We start from the raw sequence: 19,360 nt of genomic DNA on the forward strand, positions 1-19,360 counted from the left end.
TCCTATTTACAGCAACGTATGGATTGCGTATTTAGAATAGGAATACGTTTAATAAAATAAATTTAGTATGAGGATAAGACAACTTTTGTTGCATGTAGTTCTTTTATTTACTGTGTTTCAGGCCAGTGCTTATCAGCAAAAGCTTGATTTTGATGACAAAAAGAACAATGCCTTTTATACCGTATCCGATTCAATTTTTCCAAAGTCAATTTGGAAAAATGAAACGATTAAAATGACTTTTGTTCCAACGATTTTCTTTGGGGCTACTGCTGTAACTTGGAACAGTAGAGAACACATTCTCGAGACGAGAAATAAGTATATTCCTGAGTTTGCCAATACGTTTGATGATTACCTCCAATATGCTCCAGGAGCCTTGGCTTTCGGTTTGAAAGCAGCTGGAGTAAAAGGTAGAAATAACATGAAGCGAAGTATGTACAATTATGCTGGAAGTATGTTATTTACAGGCATCTTTGTAAACAGCTTAAAATATTCAACCAAAGTCATGCGACCTGATGGAAGTACAGCTAATTCATGGCCTTCGGGCCATGCGGCAACAGCGTTTACCAATGCTGCGTTTTTAGATAAAGAATACGGATTGGTTAATCCTGCTTATTCCATTTCGGGTTATGGAATGGCAATCATGACAGGTGTAGGTCGCAGTATGAATAATAGGCACTGGTCTCCTGATATTTTAGCTGGGGCCGGATTTGGTATTTTATCCACAAATCTAGCTTATTTTTTTATTGATAAAATATATGGAAATCAAGGAGATAATCTCAGTATTTTATCCAAATTTGAGGGCAATGAAAATCCTTCTTTCCTGGCGATTAAATTAGGGGCTAGTTTTAATAGCAATAATTTACTTGAATTCCATAAAGATGGACCCGAAGCTAAAATTGGTTGGGAAGCTGGGTTCGAAGGGGCTTATTTTTTTACAAAATCTATGGGGATTGGTGGAGAATTTACAGTATCAGGGTATCCCCTATCATTGAGTAGTATTAAAAATCTAGAGCAATCAGAAGCTTTTGAACAATACAATCTTACTTACCAAAGTTCTGCTCTTGGATTTATGAATGTGGGTGTAGGGCCTTATTATGCTTTCCACTTTTCCTCAGATTTTAATCTAATGCTTAAAGCTACAGCAGGCTATTCTTTTGGAGCCATTGGAAAAATTGAAGCGAAACAAAGGGATACAAATCTTTTTTTACCCGCTAGTATTCAAGATAATATGACTGTGAGTTCTTATAAACCACACAGTTCGTTTCGGTGGTCAGCAGGTACCGCTTTTACATATAATATAACTGATCAATTGGGATTGTCCTTGTATATTGATTACTCTAGTACCAAACCTATGGTACGTTATACACCAGAAAATCCGTTGTTAAATGGTCCAAGTGCCAAACCTAGTGCTACAAAAGCAGATCTGCATTATGTAGCAACAGGAATAAGATTAACGGCCTATTTTTAGGTTATACTTAGGTAAGTAAGACTTAAATAATCGAAAGATAGTTGATTGTGCATAACTTAAATCCCTACCTCATTGATGATAATGATTTAGGGAGGACTTTATTCTATGCTATTGAACAAAATGCTAAAACTAATGGATCAAATTTTATGTAGTTAAACTATGTATTTTGTTAATTTCTAGTGTTTTAGTTTTTATCTGGATTGACATTCTTTATATTTAAGATAATCAATTTTAAAATATTTATTATGAAAAATTTACTTTTAGTATTAGCATTCATGCTATCAATAGGAGTATTCGCTCAAGATGTATCCCGTTTAGATTCAGAGCCTTCTATTGGTATTTCTAGGTGTTATCTATTAGGGTATGAAGTAAGTCCTATACAATCAGCTTTTTGTTATTATCAAAAGCCGGGAAATTACACCTTAGAATTATGTCCACCCTTTTTTAGCGAATTTCTTACTGCTGATTGGGGGAAAATGGTAAGAGAATATTGGTGTGAGCATGGTGAATTCCCTGAAGGAGTGCGTATTAAATCTTATTATCCAAATCATCCTCTAGAGTGGATGCCTTAAATAAAAAAAAGTTGCTTTTTTAAGCAACTTTTTTTTATTTTAATGTAGTTATTTTTAAAAACTAATATAGTTACTAGAATAACTGCTTCGCTTCCGTTGTCTTTATAGTACAACAATAATAAAAAGTATGTACTTCTATACCTTGTAAATAACTATTTGCAAGAAAGTTTTTAACTTGTATAATCTATCTCTTAATTGGTTTGTTTTACCTTCATGATTTTATTAATGACAAATAAACCAGCATTAGGATAATAAGTAGGTGAATCTGCAAAAGAAACACTAATCTTTTTAGTTTGCGCATTATAGGATAAGGTATGCCCCGATGTGGCTGTACAACCCGTTGCTTTGGCTAAAGTTTCTAGTGAGGTGCCAAAAATACTTGCTGTTGAAGTAAGTGTTACGACATCATATTTAGTCTCTCTTGAGGTAGAAATACCATGTAATTCAGCCCCAATATAAGTGGTCCCTATAAAATAGATAGTAAACTTAATCATGACACCATAACAAGCTCCAATTCCAAAACCTTCTAAGGTTGTAATATACCCATTTTCCAAAGTAAAAGGAAGTTCTTCCCTATGCGTCGGAGCCATAGGTGCAAAGCCTAAATAAGTAGAATAAGAGGTTATATCCTTAGACAGTGAAACTATTTTATTGTTTTGATCATGTCCAATGGCATAAAAGGCTTCTTTTTCTTTGACAACAGGAAGATCTCGAACTATTAAATCACCATTTACCTCTAAAGTTGCTTGTGGATTAGTTGTATTAATTCCTGTTTTAGGCTGAGCCAAAAGTAGATTGGACAACAGCAAGAACAGCAAGATATAACCCTGTTTTTTCATTTTCATTGAGATTTAAGTTAACGCTCTAAGTTTGGACTGGATTATAATTTGAGTAAAGAAAGACTAAAACCAGGGGTGTTATAAGCACTTTGGATGGATACCCCAGTAATCGCAGCTCCTTGCACGCCTCCACCTGTATATTGGCTTCGTTCAAAATAGAACTGAAGCTGGGTTCCTCTTTCTAGATAGGTATTAATTGTTGGTAAAATAATCGGAGTATTTTGATTCGCTAATGTCATTCGAATAATTGGTCTAGTACCTAATAAGGTTTCCCAACTCGATGTAGTACTCGCTCTTTTTCGAATCCCCATCATCACAAAGATTTCAACTCCTGCATTGGCAGTTAGAAAATAAGTATTTACAGATGAGGCGATGGTATAAATTCCCGACTCTCCAATTTCATACGTACCGCCTACTACCTTTACCCCAATCTTGTTGTATTTTATATCTTCTGTTTTAAAAACAATATAATTTGTATTTCCAGCATTAAAAGCAGTTGTTTGGCCGGCATTCGTCGATACAATATTGGTAACTTCTCCTTGTGCATAAAATATAGGTGTTGATATTGTTGTGGTATTCGTAGGCAATACACCTACTAATCCATTCGAATCGATATATAAAGATTTCGTGTTTGTAGCGTTTAAAACTTCAGGCGTTCGAACAATTAAGTTTCCATTTACATCTAAAGTTGCTTGTGGATCAGTTGTATTAATACCTGTTTTCGCCTGTGCAAAAAGTAAAGTAGGCAAGAAAATCAGGAATATAAGGGTAAAATTCACGATATAATTTTTCATATCTTTCTATTTGGAATTAAAGGGGTTTTTAAAAAATAGACTAAAAACAAGTAGAATAAATAACGAGTTAGAAGACCAAAATCGAAATGTTTAATGAAGAGTAATCTCCTCTACTGAATGGATTATTAATTACCCGTAAATCTTCATCACCAATGGAAGCATTGCTATAATTAGAGCGGGCTTTGATTTCATACTTAACTTGAACTTCTTGTGCTGTTGCATCTATGAATTCGATATAAGTCAAAGGAATAATAATGAACTCCTCAACAAAACCAGAAGAGTGAATAATTTGAGAGGTATTTGAAATAAGAATCGCATTATTCTTAAAAATACCCGATGAAACACCTGCTAAGTTAAGTATGTTTTTGGTTTGTTGTACACAAATCTGCGAGACCAAAGTAACCATCGCCTTTTTGCCTTTGGGAATAGTTATCGTTTTGGTTAAATTGGGTACAGTTAACCAGGGTTTATTGAATCCTGAAGGTAGAAAAATGCTATTGGTTTGTTGAACTTGATAAACACTAGGCGATAGTATATTATCTAGATTGGTCCATTGGGGGCTATTCCCTGCGCCTTTTGATACTAAGACTTCACCAGTGTTCCCAGCACTTCCTTTTGCAGTTGCAGTTGCTCCTACGTGAATGGAAGAGGCTATACTAACATCCCCATTGACATGTAAATCTGAAAGGGGGTCTGTTGTGCCAATTCCTGTTTTTTGTGCATAACTCAATAAAGAGATTAAAAACAGGCCGATAATCATGTTGTATTTTAAATCCATATCTATTCTTTTTTAAGAAAATCAAGACTAGTCTCTTTGACCAGTTGATTTTAGGTTTGTACTAATTGTTCTGCTCTTTTCGGATGTTTTTCCTTTAAAAGAAACGAGGGGCATTAATTCTACTACCGCGTTTGAATAGTTCAAATCGCAAGAAGACTTCATGTGATCCGGAATTGTAATGACGGAGTTGGGTGGTTTCAAAATCATAAGCATAGCCTACAAATAAGTCTTTGGTTACTTGAAATCCAGCTAGTGCACTTACGGAAGCATCCCAACGATAAGCCGCTCCGAGTGTGAATTTTTCATAGAATAAAAAGTTCGCTGTTGCGTCCACTTGTAAAGGCGAGCCACTAATTGCTTTGGCCAACACAGCGGGTTTGAATTGTACGTCTCTTCCTAATTCAAATACATAACCTCCCATCAGGTAAAAATGAGCCTTTTGACGCATTGTATTGACTTCATTATCATCATAACGATCTTGTGTTAAGAAGTTGGGAACTGAAATTCCCAAATAAGCTCGATCAGAATAAAGGTATAGTCCAGCTCCTATATTGGGATTAAACTTGTTGCTAATATTTTCTTGAGCAACAGGATCTGTAGGATGATAAATCGTTAATTTGGTGTAATCTACGTTGAGCAAATTAGCCGTTCCTTTTAATCCGAAGGCCAACTTATAGTTGTAGCTTATATTGATTGCATACGCCAAATCCACAGCGATATTATTTTCTTCCATAGCGCCTAATCGGTCATTCATAAAGTTAACCCCTAACCCCAATCCACTATCTCCTAAGGGCGTGGATATCGATATATTCGCTGTTTTAGGAGCTCCTTCTAAACCCACCCATTGCGTGCGATACATCCCAAATACATTCAGTGTTCCTCTACTTCCTGCATACGCTGGATTAATCATCGTGGTATTGTACATATATTGTGTATACTGAGGGTCTTGCTGTGCGTAAAGGGGAGGAACAAAGCCTACACCTAGTAGGCTTAATCCCCAAATTATAATTCTCTTTTTCAATTCCATAACCTTAATTCGTTTCTAAATGTAAATACCCAGATTTCTTAACCTTACGAGAACCACTTGAATCCTCATATTCATAGGTGATGACATAAAAATAGGTTCCACTTGGTAGTTGCTCTCCTTTTTTCAGGGTAACTCGCCCATCCGAATATCCTTTGAATACATTACCCGTACTATCATAATTTGTTGTATCAAATACTTTTATTCCCCATCGATTGTAAATCTCTACGGTATTATTGGGAAAACGATTGATATTGTCAATCAAGAAATAGTCGTTCTTGCCATCTCCATTGGTGGATACAAAATTGTAAATCACGAGATCTCCTTCTAGGATCAGATTCGTTTTTACGGACGCTAAAGTAAAATACCCGTACCCTTTAACTTGGGTTGCTGTAGTAATAGTGCGTCTGGACATATCAACGACACCTCCTTCATCCACCCACAATTGTTGCTTTTCATCCCATCGAACGATATGTAATTCCTTCTCTGGATCTTTTAACAACGCAAGATCAGTAGTACGTTCGTCCCAACTCAAAGTCAATAATACATCCTTCGTTTTGTTATCCGAACGGGTTAATTCCCAGTATTCTTTGGTATTTAGTGTTTGAATAACACCTGCTAGGTTGGTTTTTTTCTCAAAGAAATCACCAGTAGCTAAGTGGTATCGACTCACAAATACATCCATTTCTTCTTCTGGAGCTGAAATGGCAGCAGGACGATGATATCCACCATCTCCTATGGGAAAATCAAAAGCTTGTGAACCTTGTTTTTCTACTGGTCCATTCACATGGCTGAGGTCTGAAGCATTGATCGCTGTCGATTTGGATAGAAAAGTAAACATCCCTCTCTCCTCCTCTACTTGAATAATACCTGAAACGAAGTTCGACTCTCCTTTGACTGAAATTTCATTCGATAAGCTAAAACCCAGGTCTGAAAATGCATGATCAAATTCTACATTTTGGAATTCAGTGAGTTTATTTCCACTAATTTGGATTGTTTTTTTAGCATCCTTAGGTGAAAAAAAGACTTTAGCATTTTTAGTTAAAGTTCCTGGATAGAATAAATTATCATTTTGAAAATCATTGTAATAATAAATTTGACCGTGGTTTTCAAAATTCCCCAAAGCGCTATTTTCAAAGGCATAGTCACTACTGAGAATTGTACCTTCGGCAACTACTAATTCACCTATATTTACAAAGTGATTGGACTGGTTTTCTTGGGCCAGAACAACTGAACTGCAGAGGGTGAAAAAGGTTAGTTTTATATAAGCTTTTTTCATAATTAACTGTTTAAAAAATGAATATGCAATGGTAAATGCGACTAAAAGTCAATGAATAAGTAGATTTTATTTGCTCTATTCTTACTTTTTTCATCTACTTTCTAATGCATTAAGCCTATTTTCTAGTTCGTTATTCTTCTCTAGTAAGAGTTGAATTTTATCTTCTTTTTCATTTAAAGCCTCTTTAAATTCAATCAGATGTAAAAACAACTCCTCTATTTTTTCAAGCTGTTGAATTGATAATTCAGACAAATCAAATTGGTAGCCATTTTCATTTCTCTCCAAATCGCTAATTGGTGTTACCCCTGGTAAGTGGTAGTTGGTGGAAATGAAGGATTTAATATCATCGAGGCTTGAAAATTCATAATTCGATTTAATTGACGAATCCCCTAAGAAATATTTTTCAAAAACGTAATCGGCGTATACTGAACTAGTAGTGAAAAATTTACCTTTTGTTTGAATATTCCCTTCTACATATAAAGCAACATTGTCCTTCAATGTAGGTTCTGTCGTTGAAGAGTCTAATCCAATATATACTTTCCCTGTACGGTATATATTTTCATTTTGAGCAAATGAAGGATCCTCAGATAAGGTTTTATTCCAGGTGCTTTTTTGTGGACTACCAGAAAAACTTACTCCTGTTGCTGTTGGTAGTAAAGTACCTGTAGCATCGTAGTCCTTTTCATTGTAATAGGTATAAGTTCCGTCTGTATTAGCTACTAAATTAGTAACAGTTTCATTGGCTTTTACGAGTTGGTTTAGGTTGATGACTTGATCATCACCGTTACCGTCTTTGTATACCAAATCTGTTCCATTATAGGTAACATTGCCTTCAATGTCTTTGGCAACTTTTTCGATGATCTCTTTTACCTTTTCTGGATTGGTATTGACAATCGTTTCGAAATTATTCGCTACCGAAGCAGGGATATCGATGATGGTTTCCGTTCCATTCTCTGATTTATACGTATAGGTACCATCCGTATTGGCAAGTAAAGTTGTAACGGTTTCATTGGCTTTTACCAATTGATCTAGGTTGATGATTTGATCATCTCCGTTTCCATCTTTGTACACTAATTCCGTTCCGTTATAGGTAACATTGCCTTCTACGTCTTTGGCCACTTTTTCGATGATCTCTTTTACTTTTTCTGGATTGTTGTTGACTATTGTTTCGAAATTATTCGCTACCGAAGCAGGAATATCGATGATGGTTTCAGTACCATTTTCTGATTTATAGGTATAGGTTCCATCTGTATTAGCAAGTAAAGTTGTAACGGTTTCATTGGCTTTTACCAATTGATCTAGGTTGATGATTTGATCATCTCCGTTTCCATCTTTGTATACCAAATCCGTTCCGTTATAGGTAACATTGCCTTCTACGTCTTTCGCTACTTTTTCAATAATCTCTTTTACTTTTTCTGGATTGTTGTTGACTATTGTTTCGAAGTTATTGGCTACCGAAGCAGGGATATCGATAATAGTTTCAGTTCCATTTTCTGATTTGTAGGTATAGGTTCCGTCTGTATTAGCCAGTAAAGTTGTAACAGTCTCATTGGCTTTAACCAATTGATCAAGGTTGATGATTTGATCATCTCCGTTTCCATCTTTGTACACTAATTCCGTTCCGTTATAGGTAACATTTCCTTCCACATCTTTGGCTACTTTTTCGATAATCTCTTTTACTTTCTCTGGATTGTTGTTGACTATTGTTTCGAAGTTATTGGCTACAGAAGCTGGAATATCGATAATAGTTTCGGTACCATTCTCTGATTTATACGTATAAGTACCGTCTGTATTGGCAAGCAAAGTCGTAACGGTTTCATTGGCTTTTACCAATTGATCTAGATTAATCACTTGATCATCGCCATTTCCATCTTTGTAGACTAAGTCTGTTCCATTATAGGTAACATTGCCTTCCACGTCTTTCGCAACTTTTTCGATAATTTCTTTTACCTTTTCTGGATTGGTATTGACAATCGTTTCGAAGTTGTTGGCTACTGAAGCTGGAATATCGATAATAGTTTCGGTTCCATTTTCTGATTTATACGTATAGGTTCCATCCGTATTGGTAAGCAAAGTCGTAACAGTCTCATTAGCTTTTACCAACTGATCTAAGTTGATGACTTGATCATCTCCATTTCCATCTTTATACACTAACTCTGTTCCGTTATACGTCACATTACCTTCCACGTCTTTGGCAACTTTTTCGATAATTTCTTTTACCTTTTCTGGATTGGTATTGACAATCGTTTCGAAGTTGTTCGCTACTGAGGCTGGAATATCGATAATGGTTTCCGTACCATTTTCGGATTTGTAGGTATAGGTTCCATCTGTATTGGCAAGCAAAGTCGTAACAGTCTCATTGGCTTTTACCAGTTGGTCAAGGTTGATGACTTGATCATCGCCGTTTCCGTCTTTGTATACCAACTCCGTTCCGTTATAGGTAACATTGCCTTCAACGTCTTTCGCTACTTTTTCAATAATCTCTTTTACTTTCTCCGGATTGGTATTGACAATTGTTTCGAAGTTGTTCGCTACTGAGGCTGGAATATCGATGATGGTTTCCGTACCATTTTCGGATTTGTAGGTATAGGTTCCATCCGTATTGGCAAGCAAAGTTGTTACCGTTTCATTGGCTTTAACCAGTTGGTCTAGATTAATCACTTGATCATCTCCGTTACCGTCTTTGTACACTAACTCTGTTCCATTATAGGTAACATTGCCTTCTACGTCTTTGGCAACTTTTTCGATAATTTCTTTTACTTTCTCTGGATTGTTGTTGACAATCGTTTCGAAGTTGTTGGCTACAGAAGCTGGAATATCGATAATAGTTTCCGTACCATTTTCGGATTTATACGTATAAGTTCCGTCTGTATTGGCAAGTAAAGTCGTTACGGTTTCGTTTGCTTTAACGAGTTGGTCTAGATTAATCACTTGATCATCTCCATTTCCATCTTTATATACCAACTCTGTTCCATTATAGGTAACATTGCCTTCTACGTCTTTGGCAACTTTTTCGATAATTTCTTTTACTTTCTCTGGATTGTTGTTGACAATCGTTTCGAAGTTATTAGCTACTGAGGCTGGAATATCGATAATGGTTTCCGTACCATTTTCGGATTTGTAGGTATAGGTTCCATCGGTATTGGCAAGTAAAGTTGTTACGGTCTCGTTGGCTTTAACCAGTTGGTCAAGGTTGATCACTTGATCATCTCCGTTTCCGTCTTTATATACCAAATCCGTTCCGTTGTACGTCACATTGCCTTCAACATCTTTCGCAACTTTTTCGATAATCTCTTTTACTTTCTCTGGATTGTTGTTTACAATCGTTTCGAAGTTGTTCGCTACTGATGCTGGAATATCGATGATGGTTTCAGTACCATTTTCCGATTTATAAGTATAGGTTCCGTCTGTATTGGCAAGTAAAGTTGTTACGGTCTCATTGGCTTTTACGAGTTGATCTAAGTTGATCACTTGATCATCTCCGTTACCGTCTTTGTACACTAATTCCGTTCCGTTGTAGATTACGTTTCCTTCTACCTCTTTCGCTACTTTTTCAATAATCTCTTTTACTTTTTCTGGATTGTTGTTTACAATTGTTTCGAAATTGTTCGCTACAGAAGCTGGAATATCGATAATAGTTTCCGTTCCATTCTCTGATTTATAGGTATAGGTACCATCGGTATTGGCAAGTAAAGTCGTTACGGTTTCATTGGCTTTAACCAATTGATCTAGATTAATCACTTGATCATCGCCGTTTCCATCTTTGTAGACTAACTCTGTTCCATTATAGATTACGTTTCCTTCCACATCTTTGGCAACTTTTTCGATAATTTCTTTTACTTTCTCCGGATTGTTGTTTACAATTGTTTCGAAATTGTTCGCTACAGAAGCTGGAATATCGATAATAGTTTCCGTTCCATTCTCTGATTTATAGGTATAGGTACCATCGGTATTGGCAAGTAAAGTCGTTACGGTTTCATTGGCTTTAACCAATTGATCTAGATTAATCACTTGATCATCGCCGTTTCCATCTTTGTAAACTAAATCCGTTCCGTTGTACGTAACGTTTCCTTCCACATCTTTGGCAACTTTTTCGATAATTTCTTTTACTTTCTCTGGATTGTTGTTTACAATCGTTTCGAAGTTGTTGGCTACTGAGGCTGGAATATCGATAATGGTTTCAGTACCATTTTCGGATTTGTAGGTATAGGTTCCATCTGTATTAGCAAGTAAAGTCGTAACGGTCTCATTGGCTTTTACCAATTGATCTAAGTTGATGACTTGATCATCTCCATTTCCATCTTTGTATACCAACTCTGTTCCGTTGTACGTCACATTTCCTTCTACGTCTTTGGCAACTTTTTCGATAATCTCTTTTACTTTCTCCGGATTGTTGTTTACAATCGTTTCGAAGTTGTTCGCTACTGAGGCTGGAATATCGATAATGGTTTCAGTACCATTTTCGGATTTGTAGGTATAGGTTCCATCGGTATTGGCAAGTAAAGTTGTTACAGTCTCATTGGCTTTTACCAATTGATCTAGATTAATCACTTGATCATCGCCGTTTCCGTCTTTATATACCAATTCTGTTCCATTATAGATTACGTTTCCTTCAACATCTTTGGCCACTTTTTCGATAATCTCTTTTACTTTCTCTGGATTGGTATTGACAATCGTTTCGAAGTTATTGGCTACAGAAGCGGGAATATCGATGATGGTTTCGGTTCCATTCTCCGATTTATAGGTATAGGTTCCATCGGTATTCGAAAGTAAAGTAGTTACGGTTTCATTGGCTTTTACGAGTTGGTCGAGATTAATCACTTGATCATCTCCATTCCCATCTTTGTATACCAATTCTGTTCCATTATAGATTACGTTTCCTTCAACATCTTTAGCTACTTTTTCGATGATTTCTTTTACCTTTTCTGGATTGTTGTTTACAATCGTTTCGAAGTTGTTCGCTACTGAGGCTGGAATATCGATAATGGTTTCCGTTCCATTTTCTGATTTATAGATATAGGTTCCATCGGTATTGGCAAGTAATGTGGTAACGGTTTCATTAGCTTTAACGAGTTGGTCTAGATTAATCACTTGATCATCTCCGTTTCCGTCTTTGTATACCAACTCCGTTCCGTTATAGGTAACATTGCCTTCCACATCTTTGGCAACTTTTTCGATAATCTCTTTTACCTTTTCTGGATTGTTATTGACAATCGTTTCGAAATTGTTCGCCACTGATGCTGGAATATCGATAATAGTTTCCGTTCCATTTTCGGATTTATAGGTATAGGTTCCGTCTGTATTGGCAAGTAAAGTTGTTACGGTTTCATTGGCTTTTACCAGTTGGTCTAGATTAATCACTTGATCATCTCCGTTGCCGTCTTTGTATACTAAGTCTGTTCCATTGTAAGTCACATTGCCTTCTACCTCTTTGGCCACTTTTTCAATAATCTCTTTTACTTTCTCTGGATTGGTATTGACAATCGTTTCGAAGTTGTTCGCTACTGAGGCTGGAATATCGATAATGGTTTCAGTACCATTTTCGGATTTATAGGTATAGGTACCGTCTGTATTAGCTACTAAAGTTGTTACCGTTTCATTGGCTTTTACGATAGTGGATAAAAGCAATTCGATTTTTGAACCTGAGCGATCGAGGTATTCAAATCGTGTACCATCATAAAATACATTTCCTCCTGTTTTATTTATAAGATTTTGAACCGTCTCATTTTTGACAATTTCTTCAAAATTCTTAATTACTAAATCACTAATATCCACATCGGATACGATTCGTACCCATTTTGTGGCGTTCCAATAATAAAAACCAGGAAGAATATCTCCTTGTTTTTTACTGGCATACACTACTAGACTCTCTACATTTCCATTGGAAATTGTTTGGGTATCACCTGTACTTTCTAATGTTATACTTGGAATAAGTAAACCTTTATCTTTAGAAATAATCGTAAGCTCTGCAGATTTGTTTGGTGTTCTTGTACCAATACCTACTTGAGCTTTTAGGGACAACACAAATAAAAAAGCTGCCACACAAAGTAATTGTCTTTTCATAATTCGTTGATTTATACAAACGAATGTCACCACAATTACCTCAAAAAGAGTTTACATTTGTTATTCTTTAGCGCAAGTTAACAAAATTAAAACACTTTGTTAATGCCTTCATTTAGCACCCTAACAATTCGATATCCTCTCGCTTAGCCCCCTATTTATAAGGGATGAGAAAAGGAACAATTCTATTTTTGCATTTATCGTTTCCTTCAATTTTTTTGTCCTAGTTCTCTTGTTCTGAAATAAGATAAACGAACAGAATAATATCAAATGGGGTAGTTTATGTTGGGAGAAATAAATGAAAATAGAATGATAAGAAACGATAGAAACAAAAAAAGAGAGAACTTTATGGGTTCTCTCTCTTTCCTCAAGCAGTTCAACTGTATTTTTACATCTTACAGCAGGATGGTGAAAAAAAATATTTCAATAGCTAACCTAAACATTCTTTTTTTTAATGAAGGGACTTGGTTGAACGAAGTCCCTTTCATAAACAACATCTGACTTTAGATAAGTCAAGATTCAAATCAATGTAATGTATGTAATACTAAAAATGACTCTTATTGGTTGTAAATTAAAGAGGGAAACTAATGAATGTTCCCTCTTTTTTGGCTACCTGTAAATTTTAGATCCTACAGCAGGATCGTAGGAAAAAAATAGTTGTTTTGAAATTTATTATTTTAATAAAACAAAGGGTTTACACGCTGTTTTATAGTAAGTTTCTTACAAAATGTATTCAAAAAATAGTTTTACTTTCCAGTCATTGCCTGGTGTGCCAATTTTTAATTCAACTTCCTTTGCAATCAAAAAAGAATTTGTCAAACCGAATAGTTCTTCTTCTTTTTTTAAAACGACACAATACCTTACTAGTTTATCCGGAAGTTCTTTATTTAAAAGAGACAACACCAGCTAAATAAAGCCCTTTTAACCTCCAAAAACTTCAAGGTATTGTTGTCATTACAGTAATCCCCATACAAATTTGACGTAATTTGTCTTTTTCCATTACTCCCTCAATAAAAATTGAAGCCAGTAAAATTATATCCCAATGGTCTAAATGAAATTTATTTAAGTTAAACAATACCTCTTTGGTTTATCGAAAGTTCTTACTAAAAGGAACAACACGATCTGCAAAAAAATCCTTTTCCTTTCAACACCTCAAGGTATTGTTTTCACCATTTCAACTATGACCTTATTTTTCGATTCTTTTAAACGTTAGATTACTAGTTTTATTAGATAAAGCAAAACAGAACAATACTTTGATCGTTGTTTAGAAAGCCCTTTTTTATCAGGGCGCAACACAAAATTTAAGCCCATTTATTTCAACCTACTTCAAAGTATTGCTGTTTTACTTTCATTCAACATTCATTTTATTTATGTAATCTAGTAGTTTACTGTAAATCAATAGAATTTCGAGCTTTATTTATCTATTTAGAATGATAAACTCACTGCGTCTATTTACTTGGTGTTCTTTTGCTGAACAAGGGACTCCATTACTACATGAATTGAGTAATTGAGTTTCACCATATCCTTTTCCGGTGATGCGTTTAGCCTCTATTCCTTGGTTAATTATCCAACGGACAGTTGCTTTTGCTCTACGATCCGACAAACTTAAATTATACGCATCTTTTCCTCTACTATCTGTATGAGCGCGTACCTCTACTTTTAGGGTTGGATGCGCTTTCATCACTTCTACTATTTTCATTAATTCAATTTGTGCATCAGGGCGGATGGCTGACTGATCAAAATCAAAATAAATAGGGTTTAGTTTTAAACTTTTAACTAAATCATCCGTTGGATTCATTGTTGCTTGGATAGGTACTAATCCAATATTGTGTTTAGAACGTTCTTGATGTTTGGCCTCTAGTACAAGTACTTCCTCTGAGGTATTATACTGTGCCGCTTCTGCTTTAATGCGGTACTTTTTATGACAGAGCAAATCCGCTATTTTATACTCCCCTTTTTCATTTGAAACTTGGGTAGCAATCACGTGATATTCATTATCATAAATGGTGATTTTAGCTTGATTTAGTACATTTTTAGTTTCTGAATTAAAAACTATCCCTTCTAAAGTAGTCTGACATATTTTTTCGATAAAAGAATAGATGTCGTCTCCCCCGCTACCACCTGCTCGATTCGAGCTTATGAAACCTTTATTTGCTTGAGGATCGAGATAAATACTAAAATCATCAAATGGACTATTAAACGGAGTTCCCATATTGCTGACAGGTCCTACCTGGCCATCATCCGTAAGTTTAGCAACGAATATATCAAGTCCTCCTAATCCTGGATGACCATCAGAAGCAAAAAATAAATACTGATCATTTGAAATGAAGGGAAATGATTCTCTCCCTGCGGTATTAATTTTATCGCCCAAATTTTCAATTACTCCATATTCACCCGTTGAAGAAATGGATACTCTGAAAATATCTGATTGTCCAAGTGTGCCCTGGCGATCGGAAGAAAAATAAAGCCATTTATCATCAGGAGTTAAACTAGGATGGGCTGTATTAAAATCATCTGAGTTAAAAGGCAATTCGATTACTTCTCCCCATACGCTATCCTTGTTTTTGGTTGCTTTATATAATTTCAACAAGGAAGATTGATCCGTATTATTTTTTTGTTTTCCTTTTTTATTGGAATTGTTACGCGTAAAATACATTGTATTGCCATCCTTTGTAAAAACAGCCGTCGCATCATTTACTTTAGAATTGATTTCTTTTGCAAATAGTTTTGGCGTCGAGAAAGCACCATCAGCTTTTATTTCTGCAGCATACAAACTAGTGAAGTGTTCATCTGTCCATTCGTGAACAGGCTTCGTTGTCTGTTCAGTTCGGGCTGATGTAAAAATCAGTTGTTGATTCAATACCGTTGCTCCATAGTCTGAATAGGTGGAATTCAAAGCCAAAGGCTTCATTTCATATCGCTCCTCTTTATGCTCAATCTCAGATAAGAAATTCTTATGTAAATTAAAGAGCTTAGCTCTTGAATCAGCTGCTTCCAAACGGGTGAACGCTTCCATCATTTTGCTCGACTTTTCATAGTTCCCGACTGATTTTAAAGTTTGTGCATAGCGATAGAAATATTCTGATGGAATATCTTCTTTCCCTTTATCTTCATACTCCCCTTCAAAAAGTTCTTGGTACCACGTATTAGCTTCAGCTAATTTCCCATTAAAATAATAGGAATTAGCTAGTTTTTGTAACAAGTCCGCATTGCTATATCCTTTTGTAGTAAGGCGTTCATAGCTTTTAATGGCCTCACTATAAGCTTGGATATTATATTCTTTATCCGCTTTTTTTTCCGTTATTCGTTGGGCATGCATATTGACCCCAGCCAAAAAAAATAGGCTTAATACACTTATTCTTAGTAGTTGTTTTTTCATAATCTGTCCATTTATACCAACGAATTTCAAAGTATTTGCTTTAAATTGAGTCTATTTTTGTTATTCCTACGAACAACTTAACAAAACTAAAATAGCCGCTGTTGTTTTGTTTTTATCGGCTAACAATTAAATACTGCCTAGCATCCTTTTGGAATACTTCTTTAAAATATGCATTTATTTTAATTCAATTGTAGATTCTCTTTTCTTTCATGTTCTCCTTGTGGACTTAAAATTTCATCGTTAAGCCTTTTTCTTTACGAAATAAAAGAAAGGATAGAATGTGTTTTTGACTTGTCTTTTTGACTCTTCCTTTTTCCAACAATTAAAAAAATGAACCTACTTATTTTACCGTTTAATACTAGTTGTTTTACTATCTGTCTTATGCTTAAATCAAAACTCATGATAAAGTCAAAAGGATAGGTATTATTTTGTTATAATCGAGTACGTTTAAGCTAAGAAGACAAAAAAATAAAAGTATCCTAACAAAAATGAACTTGTAAAGTGTTGAAAAATAGTGTGTTTTGTGTTTTTTATTTTTTCTCTAATTGATGAAATATTTTAAAAATATTATGTTGTGCAATTATAAAAATGAAACAAAAACTTACTTCTACTTGTGCTATTTTGATTTAAGAAGGTAGGAATCACTACTAGAAGTTCGCTCTTCGCTTTTTTGCATCTAATAAAAGTGCTAGAGCTAAATTATACTATTAAAAAAGCCACTAGCAGTTAAACTGTAGTGGCTTTTTACTAATAGTAGTAAAGTTGTATATAAAACAAACTAGATCAGCTTGATATATTCAAAAGGAGTCATCCCTGTAACTTGTTTAAAACTCTTAAAGAAAGAGGCTTTGGAGTTAAAGGCACTTTGATAAAATAGTTCATTTGCTGTAAATTGCTTTTTATCTTCATGACTGTTAATCGTTTCTAATATTACATTAATTCTAAGTGAATTGATATACTCTCTAAAACTCATTTGGTGAATATAGGTAAAGTACTGAGCTAAATAATAACGTGAAATTTTGGTTTTATGTGCTAATTCACTAATCTTGAAATCTGCATTTAAATACGCTTTTTCCTTTAAGATTACTTGCCTTACCTTGATATCAATTTGAGCTAATGTTTCATCGCTCAATTTGACTTTCTCATATTTTCCATCATATGGATCTTTATTCTCCTCTTCTGGCTTATTTGCTTCTTCAGCTTTTACTAAATGGAGTGCAAGTTCAACTTCATTGTAATCCAATCCCCTATTGTTTGCTTCATATTGGAAAAAAAACGAAGTTGAAATGCGATAGCGAAGTAAAAGAACTGTAAAATAAAAGCAAATTAAACTAAGTAGTATAGCGATGAAAAATACAATAGGATCATTATTATACACGAGTGAAATAACAGTGATACTAGAAAAAATAATCAGAAAACTAATTAAATATGATAGAAATTTAATCAGTTTAAAATTATCCAAAGGAGTTTGATTCAAGAGATTGTTTTCCTCCTTGAGGATAAAAAAGCTTTTGATTGCATAAAATAAGAGGTAGACAATAATGAATACGTACAAAAAATAATGTAGCGTATTTTGATCAATTGCGATATTTCCCTCTGATAGAAAAAAGATGCAGAAAAAGACCGTAAAAAATGAAATAGCGAGATAATAGTAATCTTTAAAATAATTTCTAAACAGTGGTTGTTTTTCCTTATATCGATAATAAGAGAGTAATAAAAATACATGTGGCCCATAGAAAATGAAGATAGAGATCCATAGCGGATGAACTTCAAAATTCTTAACCATTAAAAATTGTCCCAGTACGAATAAGATCTGAATAAAAATCAAATAACTTAATATACTTAAAAGTCGAAAAGCATCATAATCAATAAGCGAATTTTTAGCTTTTGTATAACGTCTATATTCTTGAATTCCAGCTAGTAGAATAAGAATACCAAGAAAAGTGATTAGAATATACATATCTATAATTTGTAAAGAATTAAACATAAATTAAGCAAAGACAAGATGTTTAACACTAAAATTATATTAATACAATATCAAATTTAATAAATTTTCGGACTTATTCAATAATAAAATCGCAAAATTCGACTTTTTATGAATATTGGTACCTTAAAAGGATATCCATATTTATTTAAAGCCTTATCTTTAAATAAAAAAAATGTTAAATACCAAAGCTAACACCTCCTTAAAGAAGAAACTTTTCTTATGTCTCATTATACTTTTAATCGGGATTAAGCTAAGTATAAACATGAAGTACTCGTATGCGGATGTTTATTTTTACCTTATCGTACAACTTATTCTAATACTCATTAATATTAGTAGTTATAGATTTTATTTTCTTTTAATTGCTTTAGAAGTTAGTACGATTCTGTTATTCAAACAGCAATTTATAACTAGCAATGCCTATTATCTCATTTCTTTTGGTCTTACCTTACTAGGGATCCTGTACTTCCTAAAACCCAGTAATATCAACCAATATCGCTATCAGCCGATTCATTTATATTTGCACCATACTTCTATTGCTACGCTATTTTTAGTGCTTATCAACGTATTAATAAATGTACAGTATGGGTTAAGTGAAGTAAATCCGTTTCTGGAATTTACCTCTATTTTAATCCAAATTTACATACTCGTCTATTCTGTGTTAACTCTGATTAATTATCTAAAACACAATCTATTCCAAACACTGATGATTGATTTCATTAAAGAAAAAGAATATTCAGAGATAACAAAACAAATCCTTCACTTTTTTGAAACGAGTACACCAGTGTACCTAAATCCAAGCTTTAATATTGATACTTTAAGTCAGGAAATTGGTGTTCCCGTGCATGAAATATCAAAGAAAATAAACAATGAGTTGAATACCAACTACTATAATTTAGTCGCTTTTTATCGAATTCAACAAGCGACAAAGCGAATGAAAGAAAAACCAAATCATAAAATTGAAGTGATTGCTGAGGATTGTGGTTTTAATTCAAGAGGTACGTTTACCAAGTATTTTAAACAATTTTTAAAATGTACCCCAACGGAGTATCGCAATAAAATGGAGCGTTAAGCTCCATATGTAGACTCTTTTCATTTATGGGGTTTTAAAAGTAAAATCGATTTGATTTTGTACTAGTTTGCTTATGAATTAAAATGTTAAATTAGCCTCTGATTTTAGCAA

General features: G+C 34.3%; 11 protein-coding genes. 3 read left to right on the plus strand and 8 right to left on the minus strand.

The features are described 5' to 3' along the window. The first annotated feature begins 67 nt into the window (after nt 1–67). Complete coding sequence (locus M2306_RS05370) at nt 68–1,468, plus strand: phosphatase PAP2 family protein (protein WP_259188650.1); 1,401 nt, start codon at nt 68–70, stop codon at nt 1,466–1,468. 245 nt (nt 1,469–1,713) lie between these two features. Next, nucleotides 1,714–2,040 carry a hypothetical protein gene (locus M2306_RS05375; RefSeq protein WP_002992485.1) on the plus strand — a complete coding sequence of 109 codons (327 nt, stop codon included), beginning with the start codon at nt 1,714–1,716 and terminating at the stop codon, nt 2,038–2,040. Between the two features lie 191 nt (nt 2,041–2,231). Here the strand turns inward: M2306_RS05375 and M2306_RS05380 are convergent, their stop codons facing one another. The 8 genes from M2306_RS05380 to M2306_RS05415 all read right to left on the minus strand — a co-directional run bounded on the left by M2306_RS05380 (nt 2,232) and on the right by M2306_RS05415 (nt 18,153). Then, nucleotides 2,232–2,879 carry a hypothetical protein gene (locus tag M2306_RS05380; protein WP_259188649.1) on the minus strand — a complete coding sequence of 216 codons (648 nt, stop codon included), beginning with the start codon at nt 2,877–2,879 and terminating at the stop codon, nt 2,232–2,234. Between the two features lie 41 nt (nt 2,880–2,920). After that, the gene (locus M2306_RS05385; protein WP_259188648.1) at nt 2,921–3,673 is read right to left on the minus strand and encodes a hypothetical protein; all 753 of its coding nucleotides are present in this window, start codon (nt 3,671–3,673) and stop codon (nt 2,921–2,923) included. A gap of 67 nt (nt 3,674–3,740) precedes the next feature. Beyond that, on the minus strand, nt 3,741–4,451 hold the full coding sequence (locus M2306_RS05390; RefSeq protein WP_259188647.1) for a hypothetical protein: 711 nt from the start codon (nt 4,449–4,451) through the stop codon (nt 3,741–3,743). Between the two features lie 94 nt (nt 4,452–4,545). After that, complete coding sequence (locus M2306_RS05395) at nt 4,546–5,478, minus strand: PorP/SprF family type IX secretion system membrane protein (RefSeq protein WP_259188645.1); 933 nt, start codon at nt 5,476–5,478, stop codon at nt 4,546–4,548. Nucleotides 5,479–5,482: 4 nt separating this feature from the next. Then, a complete protein-coding gene (locus M2306_RS05400) occupies nt 5,483–6,754 on the minus strand; it encodes a T9SS type B sorting domain-containing protein (RefSeq protein WP_259188644.1) in 1,272 nt (423 codons plus the stop codon). 90 nt (nt 6,755–6,844) lie between these two features. Beyond that, nucleotides 6,845–12,817, minus strand: coding sequence for a phage tail-like protein (locus tag M2306_RS05405; protein ID WP_259188643.1), 5,973 nt, complete (start codon nt 12,815–12,817; stop codon nt 6,845–6,847). A gap of 1,414 nt (nt 12,818–14,231) precedes the next feature. Further along, nucleotides 14,232–16,193, minus strand: a complete 1,962-nt coding sequence (locus M2306_RS05410) for an OmpA family protein (protein ID WP_259188642.1) — start codon at nt 16,191–16,193, stop codon at nt 14,232–14,234. A gap of 778 nt (nt 16,194–16,971) precedes the next feature. After that, nucleotides 16,972–18,153 (minus strand): helix-turn-helix domain-containing protein, encoded by a 1,182-nt coding sequence (locus M2306_RS05415; protein WP_236594155.1) that lies wholly within the window; start codon nt 18,151–18,153, stop codon nt 16,972–16,974. A gap of 289 nt (nt 18,154–18,442) precedes the next feature. Between M2306_RS05415 and M2306_RS05420 the strand changes: the two genes are divergently transcribed. Further along, nucleotides 18,443–19,249: a helix-turn-helix domain-containing protein gene (locus M2306_RS05420; RefSeq protein ID WP_236594156.1), complete on the plus strand. Its 807-nt coding sequence runs from the start codon at nt 18,443–18,445 to the stop codon at nt 19,247–19,249. Nucleotides 19,250–19,360 lie beyond the last annotated feature (111 nt).

The organism is Myroides gitamensis, from assembly GCF_029894455.1.
GTDB classification, from domain to species: domain Bacteria; phylum Bacteroidota; class Bacteroidia; order Flavobacteriales; family Flavobacteriaceae; genus Flavobacterium; species Flavobacterium odoratum.